The organism is Pedobacter sp. NEAU-ZC8 (genome assembly GCF_059278965.1).
The window spans coordinates 89,868-114,006 of sequence record NZ_JCAJXC010000002.1 but is presented as its reverse complement, the minus strand read 5'-3'; the positions used below and the strand labels follow the sequence as shown (position 1 = coordinate 114,006).

Genomic DNA, 24,139 nt, shown 5'->3' with positions numbered 1-24,139 from the left:
GATCTTTAAACGATGGTCACCTTAATGCTCATGCCTTCCAGCTGCTGTTTGATGTGGCTGGAAATGCCACTGTCGGTGATAATTTCATCGATCTCTTCGACACCGCAGATACGTCCAAAGCCACGTTTCCCGAATTTGGTGGAGTCGGCAAGCACAATTACTTTGTGTGATACTGCAATCATCTGCCGGTTTAGATGTGCTTCCAGGACATTCGTTGTCGTAATACCGAAATTCAGATCGATACCATCAACCCCCAGGTATAATTTGCTGCAAAAGAAGTCTGCCAGGATCTGCTCTGCATAAGGCCCCATAACGGAAGAAGAGCTCTTGCGGAGCAATCCGCCAAGCAATAGTACTTCCACTTCCGGGTGACGCAGCAGTTCCTGGGCAACGTTTATTGCCGAGGTGATTACCGTTAAGGAGTCCAGCGGTTGAATGTTCTTGGCCAAAGCGAGCACGGTTGTACCGGAGGCGATAATGATCGAATCATTCGGTTGAATAAGCTTCGCAGCCATTGACCCGATCTTCGACTTTTCTGCGGCTTGCAGTTTTTCTTTCTCATTGACGTTCCGATCTACGGTGTAGGTGTCGGTTAAGGTCGCACCGCCATGGGTTCTGAACAGTAAATTCTTTTCTTCGAGAAGTTTAAGGTCTTTTCGAATGGTCACGGATGATACATCCAGTTCTTTACATAAATCCAGCACACTCACATGCCCTTCCTTCTGAATTTTATTTAAAATAAACTGGTGTCTTTCCGCTATATTAACCATGATTGAGGATTTGTCTGGCCAATTTAATACCCAGGATTGAATTCCAAAGCATTTTTATTTATGGTAGATCGGAACTGCAGGCGGGATCGGCTGTAAAATCTTTAATACAAGTTCTGGCGAACACACCAGGGTGGGTTTTTATGGTGCTTGGGATCAGTGCTTTAGCAAATTTGGTCTTTCGTTTTTAGATGCTTTTGTTTCTTTTCATATTTCATTTAATTTCATATACTTGAACAGGCGATTTCGTATTTTGTGATATTGAAAAAACCGAGACCAAATCAGACTGTATGAATAAATATATTTTAGCCTTTGATCAGGGTACCACAAGTTCCCGTGCGATTGTTTTTGATCGTACCGGTGCCATTATTTCCATTGCGCAACGTGAGTTTAAGCAGATTTACCCCCAACCAGGCTGGGTAGAACACAATCCTAAAGAGATATGGTCTTCACAGGTGTCTGTAGCTACGGAGGCCGTTCTAAACGCCAACCTGACCGCGGAGCAGATTGCGGCGATTGGCATTACCAATCAACGGGAAACGACGATTGTTTGGGATAAGGTAACGGGTGAACCTGTATATAATGCTATTGTATGGCAGGACCGAAGGACCGCAGATTATTGCGGATCGCTGAAAGCACAGGGGCATGACGTGCTGATCCAGGAGAAAACCGGCTTAATTGTAGATGCCTATTTTTCGGGCACCAAAATCAAGTGGATTTTAGATAATGTTGAAGGCGTACGTGATAAAGCAGCAGCAGGAAGATTACTTTTCGGTACGGTAGATTCCTGGCTGATCTGGAATATGACCGGCCGTAAGGTCCATGTAACAGATGTTACGAATGCCTCCAGAACCATGCTGTACAATATTCATACACTTTCCTGGGACGAGGACTTGCTTGCCTTGCTGGATATACCGGCGAGCCTTTTACCGGAGGTAAAATCATGCAGCGAGGTTTATGGTGAAACTTCAGGATCTGTCCTGGCCGCAAAGATCCCGATTGCAGGGATAGCAGGGGATCAGCAGGCAGCGCTTTTCGGCCAGATGTGTACCCAACCGGGAATGGTAAAAAATACTTATGGTACGGGCTGTTTCATGCTGATGAATATCGGAGAAACACCCATCCTCTCTAAAAATAATCTGGTAACCACCATTGCCTGGAAGATCAAAGACCAGGTTCACTATGCCCTGGAGGGCAGTATCTTCATTGCCGGCGCTGTAGTGCAATGGTTACGGGACGAGCTGAAGATCATCAACACTTCGGCAGATGTAGAACGGCTGGCGCTTAGTGTTGCGGATAATGGTGGCGTTTATCTGGTTCCGGCATTTGCGGGCTTAGGTGCACCACATTGGAACCAATATGCCAGAGGTACGATCTTCGGACTGACCAGAGGTACCAACAATGGACATATCGCCCGCGCAGCCTTAGAAAGCATTGCTTTCCAAACCATGGAGGTGCTGAATGCCATGGAAGCGGATTCCGGTAAAAATATTCTTGAACTCCGCGTGGATGGCGGGGCAACGGCAAATGATCTGCTGATGCAGTTTCAGGCTGATGTTCTGAATACTCAAGTGGTACGTCCTCAGGTCACAGAGGTGACTGCCATTGGCGCAGCTTACCTTGCCGGACTGGCTATTGGTTACTGGGATAGCCTGGAGGAAATACAGCAGCAGTGGAAGATTGATAACAGCTTTTCCCCGCAGGAAACGGCGGCTATGCCTGAAATGATCAAAGGCTGGAATAAGGCGGTAAAAGCGGTAAACGTTTGGACAGAACTTGAATAAAATTACCTCATCAAAATAAATTATGAATCAATTTACGGCTGAACTTATTGGGACCATGTTTGTGATCCTGCTGGGCAACGGTGTTGTGGCTAACGTGGTGCTTTCCGGTACCAAGGGCGAAAGTAGTGGTTGGATTGTGATCACTACAGGTTGGGCACTTGGCGTGTTCACGGGAGTGGTGATTGCCGGACCTTATAGCGGCGCACATCTAAATCCTGCAGTAACCATCGGACTAGCCATTGCGGGCAAGTTCGACTGGGCAAATGCACCGATGTTTATCCTTGCGCAGTTCCTGGGTGCCATGCTGGGCGCACTGCTGGTCTGGCTTACCTATAAAGATCATTTTAAGGTAACCCATGATCCTGGTTGCAAAGCGGCAGTATTCTGTACAGCACCGGCCATACGAAATACGACCTCCAACCTGATTGGTGAGATGGTCGGCACCTTTGTACTAATTTTTGTGATCTTTTATTTTACAAACCCCGAGATGGGCGACAAAACGCCATTTGGATTGGGCTCCCTGGGCGCATTGCCGGTAGCTTTTCTGGTCTGGGGCATTGGCCTCTCGCTTGGTGGTACCACAGGATATGCGATCAACCCTGCGCGCGACCTTGGTCCCAGGATTATGCATGCGCTGCTGCCCATCCCGAAGAAAGGCGATGGAAATTGGGGCTATGCCTGGATCCCGGTTGTAGGGCCTATTATTGGTGCCGCAATTGCCGCCTTGCTCTTTTTGTACCTGAAAAATTAATTAACTTGTCCGCCATACCCGGACAAGTTAAATTTACATGAAGAAAATCATCCTAGGCCTCCTCGCCAGTATTGTTTGCAGTGCCTGCTCCATGAACCAGAAAATGGCCAAGCAGGTTGCCAGGCAGTTTGACAAACCTGCTATAACCAACCAGTACCATACTGGTTTTGCCTTATATGACCTGCAGTCAAAAAGGATGATCTATGAGAAAGATGCTGATCGCTACTTTGTTCCGGCATCCAATACCAAACTCTACACTTTTTACGCTGGCTTGAAGATGCTGGGTGATTCCATTCCGGCCTTGCGTTATGTAGAACGCGGCGATTCGCTGATCTTTTGGGGCACTGGTGATCCCTCGTTCCTGGAGAACCAGCTGAAGAGTGATCGTGTACTGCGCTTCTTGAAGCATAGCCCCAAAAAATTGTTTTTCGCCGCCGGGCGTTATGCTGGGAATTTTTATGGGAATGGCTGGTCCTGGGACGACTTTAATGACTATTACCAGCCTGAGATCAACGAATTCCCCATCAAAGACAATATGCTTGCCTTAAGTGGCAGCAATGGCAAGTTGCAGGTATTACCGGCATCGCTGAACAACTGTATTGTCAAGGACACGAGTGCGGATCGTAAAGCTTTTCGCGTGGTTCGTGCTTATGATCAGAATCTTTTCAAGTACCCGGACATGCCTGTTCCGGGAGATTATACGCAATATGTGCCTTATAAGACAAGTACGGTATTGACGGTAAACTTGCTTACGGATGCGGTTAAACGCTCTATTGGTGTGATAAGCATGAAAATGCCCGGGGATGCTAAAACCTTGTACAGTGTTAAAACAGATTCGGTTTTGAAGGCTATGATGCTGCCAAGTGATAACTTTATTGCTGAACAGCTACTGCTCGTTTATTCTAATAGCCTGGGTGCAGAATTAAATGGCGTAAAAGCGATTGCACATGTCCGAAAGCAATACCTATCCAATCTGCCAGGAAATCCCTCCTGGGTCGATGGTTCCGGACTGTCGAAAGGCAACCTGTTCAGCCCAAGGGATATGGTGTCGGTACTGGATTCCATTTACCATACCGTGAAGGATCAGAAAAGATTGTTTGATATGCTGCCGGCAGGAGGTAAGTCAGGAACATTGAAGAATGCTTATCCTAAAACCGATAACCCTTTTGTTTACGGCAAAACAGGGACTTTATCTGGCGTGCACAACCAAAGTGGTTACGTGCTGACCAAAAAAGGGAAAGTTCTGATCTATTCTTTTATGAACAACAATTATGTGCTGCCTATGGCCGAGGTCAGGAAAGAGATGGCCCGGGTGGTAAGTTACATCCATGAACATTTCTAGACTCAGGCTAGAAATGTTTCGTTTCTACCGGTTTTCCTTTATGGTTTGTAGCACGTTTTTAGTGTTTTCTTGCAGGCTTGCATAATCTTTTTCCTGTACCAGCGACTTGCTGATCAGCTTGCTGCCCATCCCTACGGCACTTACGCCAGCCTTGAACCAGGCACTGATATTTGCTGCGGTAAGGTCTACACCACCGGTCGGAATGAAGTGCTGCCCCGGGAATAGCTCCCTGATGGAAGCGATGTATTCAGGTCCCAGGATATTCGCCGGAAAGATCTTGATGAGCAATGCGCCATATTGCTGCGCCAGATCAATTTCTGTAGGGGTCATGCAGCCCGGGATCCATAATAATCCCGTTTGTTGTGCGAGCTTGCCCACTTCAGGGTTGATGATCGGAGAAACCAGGAAATCGGCACCAGCGTTAAGGAATGTTTCAGCATCCTGAAGGGATTTTATCGTGCCAATGCCCAAATGTAGATCCGGCATGCTACGGTTTTTCAGTTCGATCAGGTGTTTGAAGTTCTCCAATGCGGCAGGACCGCGGTTGGTATATTCAAATACACGTACCCCGGCCCGGTATAAGGCGGTGAGTATTTCGGCACTTTCTTCCTTGCTGTCCAAATAAAACAGGGGTAATAGTCCCTGCTCCAATAATGCTGCTAATATTTCTTCTCTGGTTTTCTTCATCTGTAAAATGTTGCTCAGGTTTTCTTAATCGAGGCGTAGATCTCCGCTGTTTTGGTACTGGTCGCGTCGCTTGCAACGAAAAGTTTGTTGAATGCCGCTGCGGTGGCAAAATCCAGAATCTGCTGGTCATTGTGCCCCTGGAAATGGCCGTAAATTAATCCGGCCATAAAACAATCGCCACTCCCAACTTTATCAACGTAATCTGGTGTACTGTATACTGCGGAACGGTAAAACTGCTCGTCAGCATAAAGCGTTGTGTAATATTTTATGCCACTTTCCATAAAATCGAAGCGATAGGTGTTTGCGACCACCTTACATTTCGGAAACAGGCTGATAATGGCCTTGGAAGTGATTTCTGCCTGCTCAAGATAACCTTGTTCTGTATCGCGTGCTTTCAGATCGGCAGCTAAAGGTGTGCCGAGCATCAGTTCTGCGGCCCATACATTGCCCATGATCAGGTCAACGTATTTTGCCAGTTGCGGCATTATTTCAATGGGCTGTTTTCCATACTGCCATAGCTTTGCACGGTAATTCAGATCCAGGGAGATAAAGATGCCGTTTTCGGAAGCATATTGCAGGGCTTCCGCACAAACCGCTACGACATTTTCAGAAAGCGCCGGACATATCGCGGAAAAGTGAAACCAAGAGATGCCTTTAAATACCTCGGGCCAGTTAATTGCACCTGGTTGCAACTCCGCAAATGCGGAATGTGCGCGGTCGTAGATCACGCCGGCATGTTTTACATCCTCGCCGGCGGTCAGGTAATAGATACCCATACGTTTACCCTGCAAGCTAATCCGGTCTGCGTTTACCTTTCTCGCTTCAATATAGCCGATCAGTTGCCTTGAAAGCATGTTGTCCGGGATAGCGGTCAGGTAAGCTGATGAAACGTCCCAGAGCGTAAGCGCTGAGGCAACGTTAAGTTCTGCACCCCCAACGTATACAGGTAGCTGGTTAGTCTGTAGCCAATCAGCATTTGCATCCGGACAGATCCGCAGCAGTAGCTCGCCAAAGGATAACACGCCTTTGCCCGCTGGATTGAACCTGGTGTTTTCAGTTGTACTCATGGGCTTATCCGTTCTTTGAAGCGGGAAATGCAAAGTAGTTCTTCGCATTGTAATAGCAGATATCCTGGATGGTCTTTCCGATCCATTCGATGTCGTTCGGCAGTTCACCGTTCTCGACATCGTTCGCATAAAGGTTGCACAAAATGCGACGGAAGTACTCATGCCGCGGGAAAGAAAGGAAGCTGCGTGAATCCGTCAGCATGCCAACCATACGGCTCAACAGGCCGATGTTGGATAGCGTGTTTAGCTGTTTGATCATACCTTCCTTCTGGTCGTTGAACCACCAGGCAGAGCCGAACTGGATCTTTCCGGCAAGGGAGCCATCGTTGAAGTTCCCGATCATAGCGGCCATCACATCGTTGTCGGCAGGATTCAGATTGTAAATAATCGTTTTGGTCAGGCGGTCATCTGCATCAAGCTTATCAAGGAAGCGGGATAGGGCAGCGGCCTGGCTAAAGTCACCAATGGAGTCCCAGCCGGTATCCGGGCCAAGGTTTTGCAGTGCACGACGGTTATTGTTGCGTAAGGCCCCCAGGTGGTATTGTTGCACCCAACCTTTTTCGTGGTCCCAAAGCGCAAACTCGTAGAGCATGGCCGACTTAAACTTTAGGGCTTCGGAAGGGGTAAGTGCAATTCTGAGTCGTATGTTTTCGAAGATCTGCCGAATTTCTGCGGCTTCAAAATCTTCCGCATAGATCTGTTCCAGGCCATGATCAGACACGGTACAGCCCTTGGCGGCGAAGTAGTCGTGCCGGCTCTTTAAAGCTTTCAAATAGCTATCATAATCGGTGATTTCGATATCGCTGATACTTTCAAGCTTGTCAATATACTGGTTAAGCGCATCGAGATCATCCGGGTTCATGGCCTTGTCAGGACGGAAAGCAGGTGCTACCCCGATTTCGAACGCGCCTTCAAGCAATTGCTGGTGGAAGTTTAGCGAATCTAATGGATCATCTGTGGTGCAGACCTGTTGTACGTTCATGCGGCGCAGGAGGTTCCTTACGGAAAACTCAGGGCTTTGCAGTTGCTCATTACATTGCTGGTAAATGGTTGAAGCGTTTTTATCCGACAGCAGTTCATGAATGCCAAAATAGCGTTGTAATTCCAGGTGTGTCCAGTGATAAAGTGGATTACGCATCGTATAGGGGACGGTTTCTGCCCACTTACCAAACTTCTCTTCATCGGATTTATTGCCGGTGATGTAGGCTTCGCTAACACCGTTTGCGCGCATGGCACGCCATTTATAGTGATCGCCTGCCAGCCAGATCTGCGTCATGTTACCGAATTGCAGGTCCGCTGCAATCTGATCTGGTGGCAGGTGGTTGTGGTAGTCGATGATGGGCATTTCTTTCGCATAGTCGTGGTATAAACGTGCTGCGGTTTTCGTCTCCAGGAGGAACTGCTCGTCCAGAAATTCTTTCATATTGCCGGTTTTAGGTCGTTCTTTTAAATTCAATTACTGTTATCCAGACTTCTGCGGATGCCCAGTTCCAGTCCGCGTAGTTCGGCCAGTCCGCGCAAGCGGCCAATTGCCGAATAGCCAGGGTTGGTTTTTTTATGCAGGTCGTCGAGTATTTTATGGCCATGGTCGGGCCGGAATGGCATTCTGGTGTCTTTTCTTCCTGCCGCAATGCGTTTCTGCTGTTCCTGAACCAGGGCTTTCATCACGGCATACATATCGACGTCACCATCCAGGTGATCGGCTTCATGGAAGTTGCCATCTTCATCCCGCCGGGTGCTTCGTAGATGAATGAAATGGATCCGGTGCCCGAGGCGTTCCACCATGCCTGGCAGGTCGTTATCTGCTCTTACGCCGAAGGAGCCTGTACAATACGTCAGGCCATTGTGGCTGGAGGGTACGGCTTCATACAGCGCCTGAATGTCGGCTTCCGTGCTCACTACCCGCGGCAGGCCCAGGATGGGATATGGTGGATCATCGGGATGGATACAAAGCAGCACACCAGCCTGTTCTGCGGCGGGTACCACCTGCTTCAGGAAATGGATCAGGTTTGCCTGCAGTTCCTTCGGACCGATGTGTTCATAGCTTTTCAGCACCTTGAGAAACTCGACCAGGGTATAACCTTCTTCAGATCCAGGTAGTCCGGCAATGATGTTTTTAACGAGCAGCTTCTTATCCGTTTCTTTTTGCTCCTCCAGCCAGGTATGTGCTTTTTGTTGAATTTCTTCGCTGTAGGCTGCTGCGGCACCTGGGCGTTGCAGAATGTATAGCTCGAATGCGGCAAAGGCTAACGCTTCGAAGCGCAACGCAGTGGAGCCATCCGGCATTTCATAGTCCAGGTTGGTGCGTGTCCAGTCGAGCACCGGCATGAAGTTGTAACAAACGATGTCTATGCCGCAGGCACCCAGGTTAAGTAAGGTGGTTTTATAATTTTCAATGTAGCGCTCGTAATCGCCGCTACGTTTTTTGATGTCCTCGTGTACGGGTACGCTTTCCACGACGGACCAGGTTAAGCCCGCTTGTTCAACTTCAGCTTTACGCTCCAGAATTTCTTCTTTAGTCCAGATCTCTCCGTTGGGGATATGATGCAGGGCGGTAACAACGCCAGTGGCACCTGCCTGCCGTATGGTTGATAGTGGCACCGGGTCATTTGGACCGTACCACCTCCATGTTTGTTCTAAGCTCATAATTCTTTCATCACGCTTATAAATTACCTTTTTTAAATGGCTAACGCTTGTCTTTAAACGCCCCCGAATACGGCAAAACCGCCATCTACACTGACTACCGTTCCGGTTACAAATTTGGAGTCGTCGCTCAGCAGCCAGATCAGCGCACCCTCAAGTTCCTCCGGTTCACCGAAGCGCTTAAATGGCGTTTGGCGGATGACAAGATTACCACGTTCCGTCAGGCTCTGGTCTTCATTCGTCAGCAGTCGTCTGTTCTGTTCGGTAATGAAGAATCCCGGTGCGATGGCATTCATGCGGATCTTATCGCCATATCGATTGGCCAGCTCCACGGCAAACCAGCGTGTATAGGCATCAATAGCAGCTTTGGCAATGCTGTAGCCCATGACTTTGGTAATTGCCCGCTGAGCGGTCATAGAAGATATATTGACGATGCTGCCTTGTCCGACCTTTGCGATCTCAGGTCCGAATACCTGCGTAGGCTGGATGGTGCCTTGCAGGTTCAGGCTCATGACCTGGTTGAAGGCATTCATGTCCAGGCTGAAGAGATCCTGCTCCGGTGCGATCACCGCGCCAGGCATGTTGCCCCCTGCGGCATTCACCAAGCCGTCGATACGGCCAAACCGGAGGAGGATTTCAGCTTTCGCTGCTTCCAGACTGCTGATATCCATCACGTCGGCCATGACGGCAAGGGCGCTGCCTCCCTGAGCTTCAATTGCTGCTGCACGTTGCTGCGCGATCTCCAGCTTGCGACCGAGAATGACGACTTTACCGCCCATGCGGCTGATGCTGCTGACAAAAGAAGCGCCGAGCACGCCTGTTCCGCCAGTGACTACAATGACTTTATCTTTTAATGTTCCAAATTCCATATGGATGTGTTTGCAATAGTTTTAGATCAGTTTACTTCCTCTTGTATCATCGTAATGGGCTTCATTTTGCGGGTAAGGAGTGTGATGATTCCCCAAGCCAGAATATATGCGCAGCCACTGATGATAAATAGAATATGGTAGCCTGCGGAAATGTTTCCAAGATCTTTATAATAAGCCAATAATGTACCCACGAATATAGGGAAAAGGGCAGAGGCTATAGAACCCGACATCCCGCCGATACCTACGACGGTACTTACGGCCGATTTCGGAAACATGTCTGATACGATGGTGAAGATGTTTGCGCTCCAGGCCTGGTGTGCTGCGGTTGCCAAGGCAACCAGGGCTACCACATTCCAGATGTTCGAGGCATATTGCACCAGAAAAATCGGCATCACCAGGATGGCCACAATGAGCAGGGTGGTCTTTCTCGCCTTCAATGCCGGCCAACCCGATTTGATGAAATGGGAGGACAGATAGCCGCCGCCGATACTGCCAAAGGTGGTTGCGCCATAAATCGCGGCCAGCTGCAGGCTCGGTTTAGTTAGATCCAGGGCAAAGGTATCAGCAAAGAAAGAGGGCAGCCAGAACAGGAAGAACCACCAGATCGGGTCGGTAAGTACCTTACCCACGATATAGACCCAGGTTTGTTTCAGGCCCAGCAAATGACCCCACTTGATCTTCATTTTAGCTTCCGGTGCTGCCTGGTCCACATCGCTCATGATGTAGTCGAACTCCGGCTTTTTAAGTCTTTTCTGCTTGGTCGGAATCTCATAGAAGATCCACCAGAAGATCAGCCATATAAACCCTATGGCGCCGGTGATGACAAATGCTTCCTGCCAGCCATACAAACCGAGGATCCAGGGTACAATGACCGGGGCAAGTACAGCACCCACACTGGTTCCGGAGTTGAAGATCCCGGTAGCCAGGGCACGCTCCCGCACGGGAAACCATTCTGCAACCGCTTTAATCCCTGCAGGGAAGTTACCGGCTTCCGCCAGGCCCAGCAATCCTCGTACAAAGCCGAAGCCCAGGGTGCTTTTTGCCAGTGCATGCAGCACCGCCGCAATACTCCAGACGAGCACGGAGATACCGTAACCTATCTTTGACCCCACTTTATCGATGAAGGTTCCGAAGATCACATAACCTACGGCGTACATGATGGCGAATACCATCACGATATAGCCATAGTCGACTTCCGTCCAGTGGAATTCCTTCTCCAATGTGGGCTTAAGCAGGCCAATAACCTGACGATCAATGTAGTTAATTGTTGTTGCGAAAAATAAAAGGGCGCAGACGATCCAGCGGTAGTTTCCTCTTTTTGCGTTTTCCATATTCAAAAACGGGTTTATATTTGGTGATTTTGGTTAAAGGGTGGTGATGGCGACTTCCGTGCCTCTCTGCTCCGCAGACACGTAGCCCGCGTATATGGTTGCCATGACGTCTGCAGCCAGACTGCTGTTGGATTCGATCGGGGCTCCAAATGCAGCGCTGCGGTAAAAGGCATCCATTTCATGCTGGTATCCATTGAACCATCCTTCATCCGGGGAAATGCTTGACCAGCCTTGTTTGGTTTCTGTTTTTTCGACTACATAAACATCCTTGAAGTAGGTTTCATTTGGGGTATAGGCCTGCATGGCATCATTTGGTGCAATGTTGCAGACGGTGCGGTGGTTGTTGGCATTCACTTCCAGGCGGTTCTTTACTCCGCCGAGCACGAGCTCAGTCGCAAACAGGTTGGCAACCGTATTATCTTCAAAAACGATGTGCACCATCGCCAGGTCTTCAATGTCTTTATAGTGGGTTTGCAGATGACCTTTATTGTCGTAAGTTTCCATGCGAGTAATGGCATGGGTACGCGCGGATACGGTTTTTGGCCGTATTGGGGAGCCACTACGGGTACGGCCTTCGACATGTTTGAGATAGATGGCCGCAGCGATCGGGTGACTGCCTTTGCCGATCATCGACCCACCGCCGGACAACTTCCATTCGCCATAAGCCAGGGAGTGGGAGCCGGAATGCGATTGTTCGCCATGCATCCATAGAATCTGGCCGCCGGTTTTTTCCAGTACTTCACGTTCTTTCTGAATGGCGGGGGCGTAAACCCAGTTCTCCGCATACATGATCCGGCCCTGACTGGAGCTTTCAGCGTCCAGCATTCGTTTCAAACTTGCTAAGGTATGGTCCAGTCCGGTTTGGCGTGGAAAGGTATCGCCATTGAAGCTACTGCTGCCGTCACCAAAATAACCGGTAAAAGGCTTTTCGACAATTGCATGTTTGTGCTTTTGCAGAATGGCAAGCACCAGAGGTTCATGGGTAACCGGAGGGCTGCAAACATGCAGTACGTCGCAGGCATCAATAAGTGCTTCAAGCTGCTCAAAGGCCTGGATGTTTCGATCGCTGGTAAACTGCTGCAGTTTATCCATGTTCCTGGAATAGGCACCAACAACTTCAACCTTGGTGCTGAAAACACGTTTAAGGGCATCAAAATGAAATCTGGCAGCGAAGCCAGAACCGATGATGCCGGCCTTTATTACACTTTCGTTCATAGCTTATATTTGGTATTCTATTGCCGCAAGGATATGCAATCGTTTGCATTACATATTTAGAAATAATAATCCTTATATCAAAAGAAATCTTCGAAATAAAAGCTTAGTCCTTTTTGTGTCGGGTTGGTATCGTGCTACTGGACTCCCTGGTAATCAGCTCTACGGGCGTAGTCATGGAAATGTAGCTCTTATTGTTAAGATCCTGTGTTTCGATCAGGTCCATGATCAGCTTGGCAGCGCCGTCGCCCATCAAATGGGGGAACTGTTCTACGGAGGTAATTTGTGGCCTGGAGATCTCCGTCCTGCTGTCATTTGCATAGCCAGTGACCTTCAGTTGTTTAGGAACGCTGATGTTTTTGGTTCTCGCATATTCCAGTACTGCAAGTGCCGCGGTGTCATTACATGCAAAAACTGCATCCGGTACCTGAGCTTTACTGAACAGTGCTTGGCAGCTGTTCAGCGTATTTTCTTTGTTGAGCTCATGAAAGTAGACCAGCGATTCATCATAAGGGATATTAAATTCCTTTAATGCTTCTTTATAGCCACTGAGCCGCTGCAGGTAGATGCTGCAACTTAAGGGACCGCTGATGTGTGCAATGCGTCTGCAACCTTGCTCCAGCAGATGCCGCGTAACTTGGTATCCACCAGTGTATTCGTCTCCAACAATTTTATGGCAGGTTTTATCAATGGGTACCCGGTCGTAGAAAACAACAGGCACATTGCCTAAGGTGCTGCGATCAAAAATATGGTAGTCTTTGGTATATAAGGTCACAGAAACGATGAGTCCTTCCACCTGCGTGCCCATCAAGAGATTTACGATCTTTTTCTCCTGTTCTGGCGACTCATTGGACTGGAAAATCATGAGGTTGTAGCCAAAGGTCTGCAAGCGGTTCTGTATGGCGGTAATTACCGCAGCCTGAAAGGGCATGGAAATCCTGGGCACAATCAGTCCGATGGTCTTGGACCTACTGCTTCTAAGTGCGGCAGCAAGCGCATTATACCTGTAGCCAAGTTGTTGAGCAACAGCTTTTACTTTTTCTTTCGTTTCCTCACTGATGTGCGGGTGGTCGCTTAGTGCCCTGGAAACGGAAGACACCGACATGCCTACTTCGGTAGCGATGTCTTTAATAGTTACTTGTTGCTGTTTCTTTCTCATTTGCTGCAATCGTTCTCAAAAATAGCAGTAAAAATGTTACAGTGTCTACTCAATTTTTCCTTTCCACCTGTGAACCTCGATTCCTCCCGCTTAAAGCTGTTCCAGAGAATATGCTTTGATAACCTAGTAAAGGCCTTTGAGTAAAATGCTGTACATCAGATAAGTTGATTTCTACCTTCAACATTTTGTTTATTCTAATTTTTTGTATAAATATGTATCTGCAATCGTTTGCAGACATATACCAAATATAGACCTATAGATTATGATACCTCAAGAACCTCGAGCATCCAGCTCCTGATCCTGTAGCTGCGTGTTTCTGATCCACCTGCGCTCAGCCGTATATAATTCAACTTCTAACCAAAATAAACCTGTATGAATTCAAATTTTATCAAACCCTTAAGCTGGCAGGCCGTCTCCCGGACGCGCGTGCACCAGTTTGTGGCGGTAATTTTATTTACCGCAGTGACGACCGCGGAAGCGAGTGTAAGGCCATTACCTTTGATGGAGACGGTTTTTCAGCAGACCACCATTTCGGGTACCGTGACAGATGGGTCCGGACAGGGGATTCCTGGTGTGAGTGTGCTGGTGAAAGGTACGACAAATGGCACCTTGACCGATCCAAATGGGCGCTACACCTTGAATGCGCCTGCCACGAGCATGCTCGTGTATTCTTACATTGGCTATATAAGTCAGGAGATTCCGGCGAACAACCGTAAGGTCATCAATGTGAAACTTGCAGAGGACGTGGGTAACCTGAATGAAGTGGTGGTGACGGGGTATGCGACCGAGCAAAGAAAAGATATCGTCGGTTCGGTTTCTATTGTGGATGCAGAAGCCCTGCAATCTACGCCTACCGGAAATGTGACCAGTCAGCTGCAAGGCCGTTCACCGGGCGTAACTGTCAGCGGTGATGGTAGTCTGGATGGTGGTGCAAAGGTTCGGATCCGGGGTTTTGGTTCATTTACCGGCTCAGAACCGCTATATGTTATCGACGGGGTACCGGTATCGGCCAATACGCCAAACGCCGGATCCAGAAGTGGAAATACTTCCTCAGCAATTGATAACCTGAATCCAAATGATATTGCTTCTGTGCAGGTATTAAAGGATGCAGCCTCGGCTTCAATCTATGGTGCACGTGCGGCAAACGGGGTGGTGATCATCACCACGAAAAAGGGTAAAGCGGGTGCAGCGAAGATCACAGTTGATTCCTATACCGGCATCAATTACGTGAGTAAAGGGGATTTCCCGGATCTGCTGAATGCCAGAGAACTTGGTGATCTGTACTGGAGGCAGATGGAAGGTGCCTATGCGGCCACAGGGAATGCTGCCTATGCTGTTGGGGGGGCAAGCTGGAAACATGACCAGTTCGGATCTGGTGCAACACCGGTAGTTCCGGAGTATATTCTGGTAAATAACAACGGTTCAAGAATTGGCGGTGCGGCATTGGAGCGCATGCGGACCACCGATCCTGCTTTATTTGCTTCCCTTACTGACCCTAAAAATTACGATTTCAAGACCCATCAAATTGTAAAGTCCAGCGATACGGACTGGTTTGATGAGATTTATAACCCCGCACCCATCACTAACATTCAAGTCGGCGCGAGTGGTGGATCAGAAAATGGCAACTACGCATTGAGTCTTAACTACCTGACCAGGGAAAACACAGCAGCGAAAACCAATACGTTCGACCGGTATACCATGCGTGCGAACTCAAACTTTAAAATCAAAAATAACATCCGTCTAGGGGAAAATATTCAGTTCTCCTTCAGCCAGGTTAAAGGTGCAGGCAGCCCGGATGGTGCCGGTCCACAAACAGCCTGGGTGATGTCTCCACTGATTCCGGTTTATGACATCATGGGAAATCCGGCAAGTAGCGCTGCCCCACAGCTGGTTTCTACAAACGATCCTGGAAGAAATCAGGTAACAGAAACCTACCGCAACCGCTTCGACAATATGGCGAACTATGGTGTTTTCGGGAATGTTTATGCGGAGGTGGATATCCTAAAAGGGCTTACTGCACGAACTTCGTTTGGCCTTGATTATTCTTCGAGAAACTTCAAGAACATGACGCCGATCACCTACGAGCATGCTGAAAATACTGCGGCAAACAGCATCTCCAACGCCAAGAACTACAGCAATACCTGGACGTGGACCAATACTTTAACTTATAGCAGGACCTTTGCAGAAAAGCATGACTTCAAGATCCTTGCAGGTACTGAAGCCATCCGCTCGTATGCAGAGGATCTGTTCGCGCAGCGTCTGGGGATTTCACAGAACCTGGAGGATAATCCAAACTTCCAGGTGATTAATGCGGGTATTGGCGCACAGACCAATAGTGGAACTTTCCGGCGCAGCAGTTTATACTCACTGTTCTCCAGGCTTGATTATGCCTTTGCAGGCAAGTATCTTTTGAATGCCACCTTGAGAAGAGATGAATCGAGCCGTTTCTCTAAGAACAACCGGGTAGGTTATTTTCCAGCTGTGGCAGCCGGTTGGCGTGTCAGCTCGGAAAACTTCATGAAGGATATCGAGTTTATCAGCGATCTGAAGCTACGCGGTAGTTACGGTATCATCGGTAATCAAAGTGGCTTACCGGATGAGAACCAGTATAATGTTTATGTGTCCAGCCTGGGTGAAGGCTACCCGATCACTGGGGCACAATCTGGTTTCAGCGACAGTTACACCTTGGCTAGTGTCGCTAATTCGAATGCGAAATGGGAGCAGAATGCCACCACCAACATTGGTTTGGATGCAAGCTTGTTCAAGGGAACGGTTGATTTTACCATAGAGGTTTACAAGAAAAAGACCAAAGACTTGCTGGTACGGAATCAGGCGCCGGTTACGGGTACAATGGCTGTACAGCCATTCTTAAATGCCGGAGACATGGAGAATAAGGGTATCGATATCGGAATAGCAAAAAGAGGACAGTTTAAGGAAGGTTTTACCTATGAAGTTGGGCTTACCTTTTCCAAATACAAAAATGAAGTCACCCGTATTCTGGATAATCCACTGGCTACGATCATGGGCGCCAGCTCTCGTCTAAATGGCAGTCCAAGTTTGACCCGTGTGGGCAGTCCGATCGGATCATTCTACGGTTACCAGCTGGACGGATTCTTCAACAGTCAAGCGGAGGTAGATGCTTTTCAGGCGGTATACAACCCGAATGGTACTACAACGCCATGGATTCCTGCGGAAGTAGGTAACTGGCGCATCAAAGATGTAAACGGAGACAACGTGATCAATGCGCTTGACCGTACGATCATCGGCTCGCCGCACCCGGATTTTCAAAGCAGTCTGAACCTGTCTATGGGCTATAAGAACTTTGACTTTACGGCATTTGTATTCTGGAACCAGGGTGGGGAGATCTTTAACCTCAGCAGGTACAACGTGGATTTTAATACCTTCCAGTTTAACCGCAGCGCCAGAATGTTAAACGAATCCTGGACGCCTGAACTCGGGAATAATGCCAAACTGCCAAAGCTGAATATCCTGGATAATTATTCAAACTCCAACGTTACGGATTACTACCTGGAGGACGCGTCATACGTACGGTTGAAGACCATTCAGCTGGGTTACACCTTGCCAACGAACCTGGTGAATAAAGCGAAAATCGACCGGGTCCGTGTTTACGTGCAAGCACAAAACCTTTTCACCGCAAAAAATGCAACAGTGCTTGATCCGGATGCGGGGTTGAACGGGGATACCGATACCGCTATGGGCGTGATCACCAATACACTGCCGACGCCAAAACAAGTGATATTCGGACTTAGCGTTGGCTTTTAAAACAGTTACAAACCTTAAATTAAGAACATGATGAAAAATTTTCATTCCAAAATAATTGCCCTCCTCTTATGCAGCAGTTCGCTGATGTTCTCCTGTAAGGACAGCTTCGTGGAACAGCCACCCATCGGATCATTTCCGGAAAGTGTGCTGAGTACGCCAGAGGGGATCAGAAAAGCTTTAATCGGTGCCTATGCACCGCTCAACGGTACGGAAGGCCTGGAAAGAACGCCTGCTCAAGGCTTGTTCGGCAGCATTCGTGGCGGGGAAGCCAACCGTGGCTCAGGCTCCGGGGTACAGCCTCAGATGACACAGGTGCAACGCTTCGAGGTAAACACCAGCAACAGTTCGGTCTTGCTGTTCTTCAACCACTTCTCGGATGCTATAGCCCGGACGAATCTGGTGCTCAAAGCCTTGCCGGATGTACAAGGGCTGGATCAGGCAGAACGTACCCGCCTGGAAGCAGAAGCCCGGTTTCTGCGAGGCCACTATCACTTCATGATGAAAAGGCTGTTTAAGAACTTTCCCTGGATGGATGAAGGCAGCGTGGAAGATGCCAGGGTACCCAATACCGACGAGAGCGGCAATTTTCTTGAAATCTGGCCACAAATTGCGGCAGAGTTTAAGTTTGCTTCTGAAAACTTGCCTGCTACCCAGTCGGATTTGGGCCGCGCAAATAAATGGGCAGCAAAGGCTTATTATGGAAAAGTGTTGGTTTACATGGGCAATGAAGGTGATGATGCCAACTATGCGCTTGCTAAAGTGGAGTTTGATGATGTTATCGCTAACGGCGTAACCTCTCGGGGCCAGAAATACGCGCTTAATCCCAACTATCATGATAACTTCAACAGTCAGCTGGAGAATGGTCCGGAGTCTGTGTTTGCTATTCAGCATTCGGTAAACGATGGTAGTTCAAGTAATCATGCGAATGCAAACCGCGAAAATCTATATACCGGCGTGCAGGCAAGTGATGGTCCTACTTTGGGGCGTGGCTATGCCTACTTTAATCCATCGCAATGGTTCGTAAACAAGTTCAGGGTGGACGCTAATGGACTGCCGATCTTCGATGATGCGGCGCGAAATGCGGCTTTCATCAAAAATGATGACGGCATTGAATCTACCGCCGCATTTACGCCGGATGCAGGCTTTATTGATCCACGTCTGGACTGGACCGTAGGCCGACGAGGTATTCCATACCTGGATTATGGTATTATGCCTGGGAAGGCCTGGGTGAGGGATCAGGCATTCGCAGGGCCATATATTGGTAAGAAGTACTTTGTGCTTAAGGCCCGGGAGGGGGTGGATACCGCTCCTGGAACACCGTACAATAACCTGAACATTGATATCATCCGCTTTGCTGATGTTTTATTGCTTGCTGCAGAAGTGGAATCCAGACTGGGCAATTTAGGCGCTGCCATGGCTTATGTGAACCAGGTACGTAACCGGATGGCAACCAACACGACAAATCCGGAAAATTGGGTGCAGAACAATGGTGCTGCAGCGGCAAACTATAAAATTGGCTTATATACCGCTGGTGCTTTTCCTTTTGATAATCCTGCAAATGCGTTGAAGGCGGTATTCTACGAGCGTACGTTGGAGCTTGGGCTGGAAGGACACCGTGCTTACGATGCCATTCGTTTTGGCGCCGAAGACAATACTACCGATGCTGCCGAGTTTAATGGCTATTTGCAGTATGAATCGAAATTGCGGGGCTTCGTTGCCGGTGCTTCTTACTCCCGAAACCCGGATGCCTTAATCCCGATCCCGCAACAAGCTGTAGAAAATAGCTTTAAAGACGGGAAAGTTACATTGAAGCAGAACCCTGGTTATTAATTGTTCCTATTTTAGAGCTGCCGGCGCTGAGCCGGCAGAAATCCAAATATATCACCTTGTATGAACCTAAAACAGTGGCCTAAACCGATACGAGCCCTATTTATATTAAGCCTGGCTGCCATCACTGTCTTGTGTAGCCAGTGTAAAACTGACCCGATTTCTGCAGAAGCCTCGCTGGATAACATGACCGTTGAAGAGGGCTTTGAACTGAAGTTAATCGCTTCGGAACCGCTTATTGCGGCACCAGTGGCGCTGACTTTCGATAATCAAAGCCGCATCTGGGCGCTTGAGATGAATGGCTTTATGCCGGATACCCTTGGTACCGGAGAAGATAGTCCAAGTGGAAAAGTGGTTATTCTTGAAGACAAAGACCAGGATGGCGAAATGGACGAGCGCAAAGTGTTTCTGGACAGCCTTCGTTTACCCCGTGCACTTTGCCTGATCGAGGATGGCTTGCTTGTCGCGGAGCCGCCTTACCTCTGGTATTACGAGATCAAGAATGATAAGCCCGGTAAAAGGGTGCTGGTGGACAGCTTGTATGCCGATGACGGGAATGTTGAGCATCAGCCGAATGGCCTGTTGCGCGCAATGGACAACTGGATCTATAATGCGAAATCTGCCAAAAGATACAAGAAAGATGGCGACCGCTGGATCATTGAAAAGACACACTTTAGAGGGCAGTGGGGCATCAGTCAGGATAATTACGGCCGATTGTTCTATAACCACAACTCCGCAAATGTGATCGGCGACTACTTCAGTCCAGGTTTAGGAGCAACCAACAAGAACCAGCGCGAGGTTGCGGGTTACAACATGGCCGTGGTGCCCGACAATAGGGTGTATCCTGCACATGCTACTCCAGGGGTAAACCGCGGATATCTTCCTGGTGTATTGGATACGACACAGCGGCTGGTGAATTTCACTGCCGCCTGTGGACCATTGATCTACCGTGGCGACCTCTTTGCTTCGGCTTACCGGTTAAATTCCTTTGTTGCAGAACCTGCAGGGAACCTGGTAAAGCGGAACATCATGAATTTAGACAGTGGTTATGTTGCTAAAGGGACTCAGGCATATCAGGAGAAAGAGTTTATCTCCAGCGTAGATGAACGTTTCCGGCCGGTGAACCTGCATGACGGCCCGGATGGTGCTTTATATGTCGTGGATATGTACCGCGGTATCATCCAGCATAAAACCTACCTTACGCCATATCTGAAAAATGAAATTAAAAAGCGGGATCTAACCTTGCCACTGGTTTGCGGCCGCATCTATAAGGTTGTGCCTAAAGGTAAAGCACCGAAGTTCAAGGCGATGCCGAAAGCGTCGCAGGCCCTGGTGCAGCTTTTAGGAGATCCGAATGGCTGGATCCGGGATCGCGCACAGCAGATGCTGGTAGACCGAAAGCAAAAGGATGTGGTTCCGGCGTTGAAAAAAATGCTGCAGTCGAATAATGTGCTTGCACGTATCCATGCCTTCTGGACTCTGGAAGGGCTGCATGCATTGGAAAGTCCTGAAGTGCTTGCCGCGCTGAATTCCAATGCATGGCCGGTAAAAATGCAGGCACTTAGTGTTATACCCGCTGTGATAAACCAGCGCACTGCGGCGGCATATGTTACAGCCCTGAACAGCCCTGCCATGCTGAATGATAAACTTGCTGCCCCATACCTGGCTCTACTTGCGCAAACGATAAGAGCCTACGACAGCAAGGCTGCTGAGGCCATGCTAAATCAACTGGTTAAAAACTATGCTAACGACAAGTTTGTAGCAGATGCGGTAATCTCCAATCTGGAGGGCAAAGAGGAAGCCTACCAAAAGCAGGTACTTAACCAGCTGCCTGATACGTCATTGATCATCAATAAACAGCTTAAAACGATTGTGACCAATAAGTTCAATGCGCTGAACAACAATGATCCGAGGGAAACAGAACGGAAGTTCCCAAGAGGTGCAGCTTTGTTCCGTACCAATTGCCAGACCTGCCACGGCGCAGATCTGAATGGCATAAAGTCACTTGCACCGCCCTTGAACAAGTCTGAATGGGTGACGGGCAAAAAAGAACGGCTGGCTGCAATCGTGCTTTATGGCCTTACCGGACCTGTGGAAGTGAATAAACATCTGTACACCAAACCGGAGATCATGGCTGATATGCCTGGAATTGGTAGCAGCATAGAATTTTCTGATGAGGATATCGCGCAACTGCTAAGCTACATTCGCGATTATGGCCGGAACAAGGCCGATAAGGTGAAGCAGCAGGAAGTCACGAAAGTAAGGGAACAATTCAAAGGGCGTGATAAGGCATTCACCGTTGAAGAATTGCTGAGCAATCCATTTACAAAATAACAACAAGTATTAGCAACCAAACCATAACGATATGAACATAAGTAAATTATTGATCCTGGCAGTGTTCTGTTATTCAGGAACCTGTACAGCCCAACAGAAGCAATCCAGTGGTGGCTGGAAGTCCTTGTTTAACGGAAAAAACCTGGATGGCTGGGAGCAGCTGAACGGAAAGGCCACCTATGAAGTTAAAAATGGGGAGATCATTGGAACTACCGTTCCTAAGGAACCGAACTCTTTTCTGGCCACCAAGGAAAAATACAGCGACTTTATCATGGAGCTCGAATTATTGGTAAACAATGATATGAACTCGGGTATACAGATCCGGAGCGAAAGCAAGGCAGATTATCAGGATTACCGTGTGCATGGCTACCAGGTGGAGGTCGATCCTTCGGAACGCGCCTGGAGTGGTGGAATATATGATGAAGCCCGCCGTGGTTGGTTATACCCGCTGGATATTAATCCTAAAGGACAGAAAGCGTTTAAGCGTGACGCATGGAACAAGTACCGGATCGAGTGTATTGGAAATTCTATCCGCACCTGGGTTAACGGTATTCCAACCGCGAATGTGGTGGATGACATGACACCTTCAGGATTTATTGCGCTGCAGGTGCATGGCATCTATGGTGATATGAAGCCGGGCATGCAGATCCGCTGGAGAAATATCCGCATACAAACAGAGCATTTAAAACCTTCAAAAATGGACGACATATTTGTAGTAAACCTGGTGCCGAATGATCTGTCTGCACAGGAAAAGCAGGAAGGGTACCAGATGCTGTGGGATGGCAAAACCACTAAAGGCTGGGTGAGTGCAAGAAACGGCACCAAGTTCCCGGAAAACGGCTGGAGCATTTCCAATGGAGAACTGAATGTACAGGAAGCCAATGGTCAGGAGTCCACAAACGGTGGCGACATCATTACCGAAAAGCAGTATAAAGCATTTGAGTTGAAGTTCGATTTTAAACTGACCGAAGGCGCGAATAGCGGAGTAAAGTATTTTGTAACGCTGGCCGAAAAAACCAAAGGTTCCGCAATAGGTCTGGAGTATCAGATTTTGGATGATGAACGTCACCCGGACGCAAAGATGGGTAGGGACGGAAACCGCACCCTGTCATCACTATATGACCTGATCACCAGTAAGAAAATTAACAATGCTAAGCGTAAGATCGGGGAGTGGAACAGGGGATTGGTGCGTGTATATCCCGATAATCGTGTTGAGCATTGGTTGAACGGCTTCAAAGTGCTTGAATACAAGCGTGGCTCTGAGGAATTCAAGGCCTTGGTTCAGATCAGTAAGTATAAAGATTGGAAGGATTTTGGCCAGGCAGCGCAGGGACATATCCTACTTCAGGATCATGGCAATAAGGTTTCCTTTAGAAGCATTAAGATCAAAGAATTGTAGGTCTACTGAAGCCCAGCCTGTGTTGAGCCGGGCTTTAGTATATTCTTTTGTTACAAAATTTAGAACCAGATCTGTCGAATAATTGGTTAATTGGGTTTAGAAAACCAAATATATGCTGCTGACGATTCTGAACGTGATTTTCTGCATCTCTTTCATCGGCTTCGCTTACGTGAATCTGAATGATGGAGATTCCTGGCTTTGGGTGCCGATCTACCTGGTAGCCGCAGGCTTATGTGGGCTGGCTGCGATTCATTTCTATTACCCGCTTGGCTATCTGATTGCCATATCTTTTTACTTGATCTACGCGGTACGGCTGTTTTTCAGCAAAGACGGTGTCTTGGACTGGATTAAAGTTTATGGCCGGCCAAGTCTGGTCGAAAGTATGCAGGCAACGAAGCCTTACATCGAAAAAGCCAGGGAGTTTTTCGGGCTGCTCATCATCAGTGCTGCATTGGGAATCAATTATTTTACGACGTTGATATAGGCGTAACATGAAGACTGGAACGATGGAGGGCATTGAAAACCTGTTTACCTATCTGCTGGAAACCAGGTTGCGACCTGAGGCATACAGCTCGCTGAGCAACATAGCGGCTACGTTTAAAAATACGGGTGATTTAAAGCCCTTGAACAGAGTTTTTGCGCAGGTGCCGCGTTATGCATCCAAGGATCTGCTCGGCGGGGAAGATAAAGCCATACAGGAAATAAGCGTGCTCATTCCAGGGTACGAGCTAGGTGACTGGACCATTGAAACGTTCTGTCGGGTGTGGCTGTTGCAGCAGCTGCCCGCTGGTGATCAAGACAACTATGTGAAAGCTGTAGACACCCTGTTTGTAGGTGCGGAACTCCAGGAGCTGGTGGCGCTGTACAAAGCTTTACCCTTGCTGCAATACCCCACATACTGGCTAAGCCGCTGTGAGGACGGTATCCGGAGTAATATGGGTAATGTGCTGGAAGCCATCATGTACCATAACCCTTATCCAAGGCAGTACCTATCTGAAGCGGCATGGAACCAAATGGTTTTAAAAGCTTTTTTCACGGATAAAGATGTATTAAGAATATACGGATTGCAGGAGCGCCTAAACCCGGCACTTCAAGCAACATTATCAGATTATGTGCAGGAACGTCTGGCAGCAGGGAGAAGCGTTAATCCGGAGATATATAAATTAATAGAAGTATAGAAATCG

General features: G+C 48.4%; 18 protein-coding genes. 9 read left to right on the top strand and 9 right to left on the bottom strand.

Translation table 11 applies throughout. The features are described from left to right. Positions 1–5 precede the first annotated feature (5 nt). The gene (locus tag AC5WJX_RS02230; protein ID WP_440428750.1) at positions 6–770 is read right to left on the bottom strand and encodes a DeoR/GlpR family DNA-binding transcription regulator; all 765 of its coding nucleotides are present in this window, start codon (positions 768–770) and stop codon (positions 6–8) included. Between the two features lie 287 nt (positions 771–1,057). On the opposite strand from AC5WJX_RS02230, the gene glpK reads away from it, so the two are divergent. From glpK to AC5WJX_RS02215, 3 genes are read left to right on the top strand one after another with little or no spacing between them, the layout of a single operon-like run. Next, positions 1,058–2,551 (top strand): glycerol kinase GlpK, encoded by a 1,494-nt coding sequence (gene glpK / locus AC5WJX_RS02225; RefSeq protein WP_494483177.1) that lies wholly within the window; start codon positions 1,058–1,060, stop codon positions 2,549–2,551. A gap of 22 nt (positions 2,552–2,573) precedes the next feature. Further along, on the top strand, positions 2,574–3,302 hold the full coding sequence (locus AC5WJX_RS02220) for an MIP/aquaporin family protein (protein ID WP_440428753.1): 729 nt from the start codon (positions 2,574–2,576) through the stop codon (positions 3,300–3,302). 37 nt (positions 3,303–3,339) lie between these two features. Next, on the top strand, positions 3,340–4,644 hold the full coding sequence (locus tag AC5WJX_RS02215) for a D-alanyl-D-alanine carboxypeptidase/D-alanyl-D-alanine-endopeptidase (protein ID WP_494483176.1): 1,305 nt from the start codon (positions 3,340–3,342) through the stop codon (positions 4,642–4,644). A 24-nt stretch (positions 4,645–4,668) separates the two neighbouring features. Here the strand turns inward: AC5WJX_RS02215 and AC5WJX_RS02210 are convergent, their stop codons facing one another. The 8 genes from AC5WJX_RS02210 to AC5WJX_RS02175 form a co-directional block, all read right to left on the bottom strand. Continuing rightward, a complete protein-coding gene (locus AC5WJX_RS02210) occupies positions 4,669–5,331 on the bottom strand; it encodes a bifunctional 4-hydroxy-2-oxoglutarate aldolase/2-dehydro-3-deoxy-phosphogluconate aldolase (RefSeq protein ID WP_494483175.1) in 663 nt (220 codons plus the stop codon). Positions 5,332–5,345: 14 nt separating this feature from the next. Further along, entirely contained in the window at positions 5,346–6,398 is a 1,053-nt protein-coding gene (locus AC5WJX_RS02205; RefSeq protein WP_494483174.1) for a PfkB family carbohydrate kinase, read from the bottom strand. A 4-nt stretch (positions 6,399–6,402) separates the two neighbouring features. After that, the gene (gene uxaC / locus AC5WJX_RS02200; RefSeq protein WP_494483173.1) at positions 6,403–7,821 is read right to left on the bottom strand and encodes a glucuronate isomerase; all 1,419 of its coding nucleotides are present in this window, start codon (positions 7,819–7,821) and stop codon (positions 6,403–6,405) included. Between the two features lie 29 nt (positions 7,822–7,850). After that, entirely contained in the window at positions 7,851–9,044 is a 1,194-nt protein-coding gene (gene uxuA / locus AC5WJX_RS02195; protein ID WP_494483172.1) for a mannonate dehydratase, read from the bottom strand. A 53-nt stretch (positions 9,045–9,097) separates the two neighbouring features. Beyond that, a complete protein-coding gene (locus tag AC5WJX_RS02190; RefSeq protein WP_494483171.1) occupies positions 9,098–9,910 on the bottom strand; it encodes an SDR family oxidoreductase in 813 nt (270 codons plus the stop codon). Positions 9,911–9,936: 26 nt separating this feature from the next. Next, entirely contained in the window at positions 9,937–11,241 is a 1,305-nt protein-coding gene (locus AC5WJX_RS02185; protein ID WP_494483170.1) for an MFS transporter, read from the bottom strand. Positions 11,242–11,274: 33 nt separating this feature from the next. Continuing rightward, positions 11,275–12,456, bottom strand: coding sequence for a Gfo/Idh/MocA family protein (locus AC5WJX_RS02180; RefSeq protein ID WP_494483169.1), 1,182 nt, complete (start codon positions 12,454–12,456; stop codon positions 11,275–11,277). 103 nt (positions 12,457–12,559) lie between these two features. Continuing rightward, the gene (locus AC5WJX_RS02175) at positions 12,560–13,612 is read right to left on the bottom strand and encodes a LacI family DNA-binding transcriptional regulator (protein ID WP_494483168.1); all 1,053 of its coding nucleotides are present in this window, start codon (positions 13,610–13,612) and stop codon (positions 12,560–12,562) included. 372 nt (positions 13,613–13,984) lie between these two features. Here AC5WJX_RS02175 and AC5WJX_RS02170 point away from each other — a divergent pair, with 372 nt between their 5' ends. The 6 genes from AC5WJX_RS02170 (at position 13,985) to AC5WJX_RS02145 (ending at position 24,133) form a co-directional block, all read left to right on the top strand. After that, positions 13,985–17,395, top strand: a complete 3,411-nt coding sequence (locus AC5WJX_RS02170; protein ID WP_494483167.1) for a SusC/RagA family TonB-linked outer membrane protein — start codon at positions 13,985–13,987, stop codon at positions 17,393–17,395. A 27-nt stretch (positions 17,396–17,422) separates the two neighbouring features. Further along, a complete protein-coding gene (locus AC5WJX_RS02165; RefSeq protein WP_494483166.1) occupies positions 17,423–19,225 on the top strand; it encodes a RagB/SusD family nutrient uptake outer membrane protein in 1,803 nt (600 codons plus the stop codon). A 60-nt stretch (positions 19,226–19,285) separates the two neighbouring features. After that, positions 19,286–21,556 (top strand): DUF7133 domain-containing protein, encoded by a 2,271-nt coding sequence (locus AC5WJX_RS02160; RefSeq protein ID WP_494483165.1) that lies wholly within the window; start codon positions 19,286–19,288, stop codon positions 21,554–21,556. 31 nt (positions 21,557–21,587) lie between these two features. Next, positions 21,588–22,955 carry a 3-keto-disaccharide hydrolase gene (locus tag AC5WJX_RS02155; protein ID WP_494483164.1) on the top strand — a complete coding sequence of 456 codons (1,368 nt, stop codon included), beginning with the start codon at positions 21,588–21,590 and terminating at the stop codon, positions 22,953–22,955. Positions 22,956–23,067: 112 nt separating this feature from the next. Continuing rightward, positions 23,068–23,439 (top strand): transmembrane 220 family protein, encoded by a 372-nt coding sequence (locus AC5WJX_RS02150; RefSeq protein ID WP_440428766.1) that lies wholly within the window; start codon positions 23,068–23,070, stop codon positions 23,437–23,439. A gap of 7 nt (positions 23,440–23,446) precedes the next feature. Then, entirely contained in the window at positions 23,447–24,133 is a 687-nt protein-coding gene (locus AC5WJX_RS02145) for an EboA domain-containing protein (RefSeq protein WP_494483163.1), read from the top strand. The last annotated feature ends 6 nt before the right edge of the window (positions 24,134–24,139 follow it).